At 74.3% G+C, this 5,987-nt stretch carries 5 protein-coding genes; all 5 read left to right on the top strand.

All coding sequences use genetic code 11. The features are described from left to right. The first annotated feature begins 184 nt into the window (after window positions 1-184). Complete coding sequence (locus tag GKQ77_RS25830) at window positions 185-1,060, top strand: TatD family hydrolase (protein ID WP_219691342.1); 876 nt, start codon at window positions 185-187, stop codon at window positions 1,058-1,060. Window positions 1,061-1,158: 98 nt separating this feature from the next. After that, on the top strand, window positions 1,159-2,529 hold the full coding sequence (locus GKQ77_RS25825; protein ID WP_219691341.1) for a resuscitation-promoting factor: 1,371 nt from the start codon (window positions 1,159-1,161) through the stop codon (window positions 2,527-2,529). A gap of 215 nt (window positions 2,530-2,744) precedes the next feature. Continuing rightward, window positions 2,745-3,611: a 16S rRNA (adenine(1518)-N(6)/adenine(1519)-N(6))-dimethyltransferase RsmA gene (rsmA, locus tag GKQ77_RS25820; protein ID WP_219691340.1), complete on the top strand. Its 867-nt coding sequence runs from the start codon at window positions 2,745-2,747 to the stop codon at window positions 3,609-3,611. Next, window positions 3,608-4,495 (top strand): 4-(cytidine 5'-diphospho)-2-C-methyl-D-erythritol kinase, encoded by an 888-nt coding sequence (locus GKQ77_RS25815; protein ID WP_219691339.1) that lies wholly within the window; start codon window positions 3,608-3,610, stop codon window positions 4,493-4,495. Before rsmA ends, GKQ77_RS25815 begins: the two co-directional genes overlap by 4 nt. A gap of 165 nt (window positions 4,496-4,660) precedes the next feature. Then, a partial coding sequence (locus GKQ77_RS25810; RefSeq protein WP_219691338.1) for an acyltransferase family protein occupies window positions 4,661-5,987 on the top strand: 1,327 nt, incomplete at its 3' end.

Raw genomic sequence — 5,987 nt, 5'->3', positions numbered from 1 at the left:
GTGGTGGGGGAGGGCCCAGGTCCCGTGCCGGTGGCGTCGGCGGGCGGGCGCGGGCACCACTGGCACCTGTCCGATCTGCTGCACCCCTTCCAGCACCGCAAGGCGCGGTGACGCAGCCCGGTCCGGGGCGGTCCGCGCGGCTCCGGGCGAGCGGTCCGGCTCCGCGCGTTCGTAGGATCGACGTATGCCTTCGAAGAACGCCGACGCGCCGCCGCCCCTGCCCGCACCGCTCCAGGTGGCGGTCGCCGACTCGCACACCCACCTCGACATGCAGTCGGGCACCGTGGAGGAAGCCCTGGCCAAGGCGGCCTCCGTGGGGGTCACCACGGTCGTCCAGGTCGGCTGCGACATCCGGGGCTCCCAGTGGGCGGCGGACACCGCCGCCGCGCACGAAAGCGTCCACGCCACGGTCGCCCTTCACCCCAACGAGGCGCCCCGCATCGTGCTCGGCGACCCCGACGGCTGGTCCCGGCAGGGCGCGCGCGAGGCGGGCGGCGACGGCGCGCTCGACGAGGCGCTCGCGGAGATCGACAGGCTCGCCGCGCTGCCGCACGTCAAGGGCGTCGGCGAGACCGGCCTCGACTACTTCCGCACCGGGCCCGAGGGCATGGCCGCCCAGGAGCGTTCCTTCCGCGCCCACATCGAGATCGCCAAGCGCCACGGCAAGGCCCTCGTGATCCACGACCGCGAGGCCCACGAGGACGTCCTGCGCGTCCTGAAGGAGGAGGGCGCCCCCGAGCGCACCGTCTTCCACTGCTACTCCGGTGACGCCGCGATGGCCCAGATCTGCGCGGAACACGGCTACTTCATGTCGTTCGCGGGCAACGTCACGTTCAAGAACGCGCAGGGGCTGCGGGACGCGCTGGCCGTCGCGCCGCTCGAACTGGTACTCGTCGAGACGGACGCGCCGTTCCTCACGCCCGCGCCCTACCGGGGGCGGCCGAACGCGCCGTATCTCATCCCGGTCACCGTGCGCGCCATGGCCCAGGTGCGCGGCATCGACGAGGACGAGATGGCGGCGGCCGTCTCTGCGAACACCGCGCGCGCCTTCGATTACTGACCGATAACGCCACGACGCTCCGTAGCAAGTCGACTTTGGAGAGTGACGACGCCTCCGCTAGGTTCTGTCCGCCCGGTCCGGACCTCTGGAGCGTCATCGTGAGCAACGCGCAGTACGAGACGTATGAAGCGCCGTACGAGCCCTACGCCCTGCCGTACGAGCCGACCGAGCCGGACGCCCAGTCCTACGAGCCGACCGAGCCGCACGCCCGGTCCTACGCGCCGACCGAGCCGCACCCCCAGCCCTATGTGCCGGGCCAGGTCACCGGCCCCCCGCCGTCCGGTGCGCTGCCCGGTGGCGGCCGGGCCGAGGCGCGGCGGGCCGCCCGCCGCGCGAAGACCGCTCGGGGCACCGGCGGCCCCCCGCCCTCCGAGCGGGCCGAGGGGCTGCGGCGCCTGGTGCCGCAGGCGCTCGTCGTGGCGTTCCTCGCGGGCGGCACCTCCGCGTTCGTCGCCGAGGACAAGGCGGTACTCCTCAGCGTCGACGGCAAGCCGCGCACCCTGCACACCTTCGCCGACGACGTCGGGGAACTCCTCGCCGACGAAGGCCTCGCCGTCGGCGCCCACGACATCGTCGCGCCCGCGACGGGCACCGCCCTGGCCAGCGGCGACGAGGTCGCCGTCCGCTACGGCCGCCCCCTGCGGCTCACCCTCGACGGCGAGCGGCGCCAGGTGTGGACGACGGCACGCACCGTCGACGGCGCCCTGCGCCAGCTCGGGGTGCGCGCGGAGGGCGCCCACCTGTCGGCCTCGCGCAGCCGGCGCATCGGCCGCGACGGGCTCGACCTCGCCGTCCGCACGGAACGCACCGTCACGATCATGGCGGACGGGCGGGAGCGGACCATCCGTACGAACGCGGCGACCGTGGGGGAGGCCGTCGCGGAGGCCGGGGTCACGCTGCGCGGGCAGGACACCACGTCGGTGGCGCCCGACAGCTTCCCGCGCGACGGGATGACGGTCACCGTCATGCGGATCAGGGGGTCGAAGGAGGTCAGGGAGGAGGCGATCCCCTTCGAGGTGAAGCGAGTGCAGGATCCGACGCTGTTCCGGGGCACGGAGGTCGTGGTGCAGGCGGGGCGGCAGGGCGCGCGGCGCGTGACGTACGCGCTGCGGAGCGTCAACGGCGTCAAGCAGCGGCCGCGGCGGATCGGCTCCGAGGTGGTGCGGGAGCCGCAGAACCGGATCGTGAAGGTCGGCACGAAGCGGATGCCGTCCTCGGTGGCCGGGGCGGACGGCCTCGACTGGAGTTCGCTGGCCCGCTGCGAGTCGGGGGGTCGGCCGGGGGCGGTGGACCCCTCGGGCACGTACGGCGGCCTCTACCAGTTCGACACGAGGACCTGGCAGGGGCTTGGCGGCACGGGGCGCCCCCAGGACGCGTCGGCCTCGGAACAGACGTTCCGAGCGAAGAAACTCTACGTTCAGCGCGGTGCCGCCCCTTGGCCCCACTGTGGGCGGCATCTGCGGGGCTGACGTTTCCCCGCGGGTGCGTAGTGGTTGCTCGCGCAGTTCCCCGCGCCCCTGACGGGGCACGACCGCACGCCCCTGACGGGGCGCGAGAAACCGTCGGCTGAGCGCCCCGTAAGGGGCGCGGGGAACTGCGCGACCAGCCCCCACCGGCGGTCAGCCGAAAACGAGACGTAGCTGCCGGAACAAGGCCCAGGGGCCAGCCCACGTAACCTGGTGCGGTGAGCACTGAGCACGGCGCCCTCCTCGGCCCCGCCGACATCCGCGAACTGGCCGCTGCCCTGGGCGTACGCCCCACCAAGCAGCGCGGCCAGAACTTCGTCATCGACGCCAACACCGTCCGGCGCATCGTCCGCACCGCGGAGGTAGGCCCGGACGACGTCGTCGTCGAGGTCGGCCCCGGGCTCGGGTCCCTGACCCTGGCCCTGCTGGAGACCGCCGCGCACGTCACCGCCGTCGAGATCGACGACGTACTCGCCGGGGCGCTGCCCGCGACCATCGAGGCCCGCCTCCCGCGGAAGGCCGGCTCCTTCGCGCTGGTGCACAGCGACGCCATGCTCGTACGCGAGCTGCCGGGCCCCGCCCCGACCGCGCTGGTCGCGAACCTCCCGTACAACGTCGCCGTACCCGTCCTGCTGCACATGCTCGACACCTTCCCGAGCATCGAGCGCACCCTCGTGATGGTGCAGGCCGAGGTCGCCGACCGGCTCGCCGCCGACCCCGGCTCGAAGGTGTACGGGGTCCCGTCCGTGAAGGCCAACTGGTACGCGCGGGTCAAGCGCGCAGGATCCATCGGGCGGAACGTCTTCTGGCCCGCCCCGAACGTCGACTCCGGGCTCGTCTCGCTCGTGAAGCGCGCCGAGCCGGTCAAGACCAGCGCTTCCAAGCGCGAGGTCTTCGCCGTCGTCGACGCCGCCTTCGCGCAGCGCAGGAAGACCCTGCGGGCCGCCCTCGCGGGCTGGGCCGGTTCCGCGGCCGCCGCCGAGGCCGCCCTGGTCGCCGCCGGGGTCTCCCCGCAGGCGCGCGGCGAGGCCCTCACCGTCGAGGAGTTCGCGCGGATCGCCGAGCACAAGGAGGCCGCCGCGTGAGCGTGACCGTACGCGTCCCCGCGAAGGTCAACGTCCAGCTCGCCGTGGGCGCCGCCCGCCCCGACGGCTTCCACGACCTCGCCAACGCCTTCCTCGCCGTGGGCCTCTACGACGAGGTCACGGTCACCCCCGCGCACGAGCTGCGGGTGACCTGCGAGGGGCCCGGCTCCGGCCAAGTGCCCCTTGACCGTACGAATCTGGCGGCGCGGGCCGCGGAACTGCTCGCCGCGCGGTACGGCATCGCCCCCGACGTCCACCTCCACATCGCCAAGGACATCCCCGTCGCCGGGGGCATGGCGGGCGGCAGCGCGGACGGCGCCGCCGCGCTCGTGGCGTGCGACGCGCTGTGGGGGACCAAGTCGTCCCGCGAGGAACTGCTCGACATCTGCGCCGAGTTGGGCAGCGACGTGCCGTTCAGCCTGGTCGGCGGCGCCGCGCTCGGCACCGGGCGAGGCGAGAAGCTTCAGTCGCTGGAGGTCGGCGGCACCTTCCACTGGGTGTTCGCCGTCGCCGACGGCGGGCTCTCGACGCCCGCCGTGTACCGCGAGTTCGACCGGCTCACCCCGGACGCGCCCGCCCCCGAAGCCTCCCCCGCGCTCATCGAAGCCCTGCGCACGGGCGACACCGAGGCGCTCGCCGCGACGGTCACCAACGACCTCCAGCCCGCCGCCCTCTCCCTCTTCCCCTCCCTCGCCGACACCCTCGCGGCCGGCACGGCGGCGGGCGCCCTGGCCGCGCTGGTCTCCGGCTCCGGCCCGACGACGGCGTTCCTCACCGCCGACGCCGCGTCCGCGCACAAGGTCGCCGACGCCCTGACGGCCTCCGGCACCTGCCGCACGGCACGGGTGGCGACGGCACCGGCGCCGGGCGCGCAGACGGTTTAACCGGCGCCCCGAATACTGGCGCCCCGAAGGGGCGCGGGGAACTGCGCGCCCAGCCACGACGAACCCGCGCCGACACCCCCAGGCCCAGATACTCACCCCCGAATGAGTACGGGATGAGTACGGGCACGCTGACGCCGAGGGCACCCCGCACGCGACCGTACGTCCATGGGATCAAGCGTGCGCGAACTGGCCGAGAAGACGCCCGCCGGGCGTGACCGGTACATCGACCTGCTGCGGGTCGCCTCGCTGGGCACGGTCGTCGCCGGACACTGGCTGATGGCGGCCGTGACCACCGGCGACGACGGCCGCGCCGAGGTCGGCAACCTCCTCGCCGTCGTACCGGAGCTGCAACCGCTCACCTGGGCGCTGCAGATCATGCCGGTCTTCTTCTTCGTCGGCGGCTTCTCCCACGCCCTGTCGTACCGCTCACTGAGCCGCGCGTCCGAATCGGGGTCCGGGTCCGGATCCGGGTCCGGGTCCGGGTCCGAGGGCGGCTCGGTCTACTCCGCCTTCCTGCGCGCCCGCCTCCAGCGCCTGCTGCGGCCCACGATGGTCTTCATAGGCGTGTGGGGCGCGGGCGCGCTCGCCCTGCAACTCCTCGGCCAGGGCGGCGGCCTGCTCGATGTCGCCCTGCGCCTGGTCGCCCAGCCGCTCTGGTTCATCGGCATCTACCTGGCGATGGTCGCCTTCACCCCGCCGCTGCTGCGGCTGCACGACCGGTGGGGCTGGGGCGCGTTCGGCGCGCTCGTGGCGGCGGCGGGCGCGGTGGACGCGGCGCGCTTCGCGTTCGACGTGCCGTACGTCGAGTTCCTGAACTTCGCCTTCGTCTGGCTCGCGGTGCACCAGCTGGGCTTCCTGCGGGCGGACGGAAGGCTGCGCCTGCCGTACGTCCTCGCGGGGGCCGGCCTCGTGGGCGCCGCGCTCCTCGTCGCGCTCGGCCCGTATCCCCTCTCCATGGTCGGCATGCCCGGCGAGCGCGTCTCGAACATGGCGCCGCCCACCTTCGCCCTCCTCTGCCACGGCCTGTGGCTGGTCGGCGCGGTCGAACTCCTGCGCGCCCCGGCGACGCGGTGGCTGGCGAGGCCCCGGGTGTGGCGGGGCGTGGTCGCGGCCAACGGCATCTCCATGACGGCGTTCCTCTGGCACCTGACGGCGATGCTCGGGGTCTACGGGGCGCTGCTCGCCCTCGACATCCCGCTCCCGGCGCCCGCGAGCGCCGCGTGGTGGGCGCAGGTGCCGCTGCGGCTGGCAGCGGCCGCGGCGCTGACGGCGGCGCTGGTGGCGGCCTTCCGCCGCTTCGAACGCCCGGGGGCCGTACGGGGGCCCGGCGCACCGGCGGCGTCCGGGAGCCCGACGGCGGCCCTCGGCGTGACGCTCTGCCTCTTCGGGGTGCTCGGCCTGTCGATGGTCGGCTTCGGGGGCCTGCTGGAGGGGCGTACGGCGATGCTGATCGCCGTCCACGTGACGGCACCGGCGGCGGTGGGGATGGCGC

It is taken from the genome of Streptomyces anatolicus, assembly GCF_019400875.1.
In the GTDB taxonomy this organism is placed as follows: Bacteria; Actinomycetota; Actinomycetes; order Streptomycetales; family Streptomycetaceae; genus Streptomyces; species Streptomyces anatolicus.
Note: the sequence above shows the minus strand (reverse complement) of the source record. Positions and strands in the feature narration are given on the sequence as shown.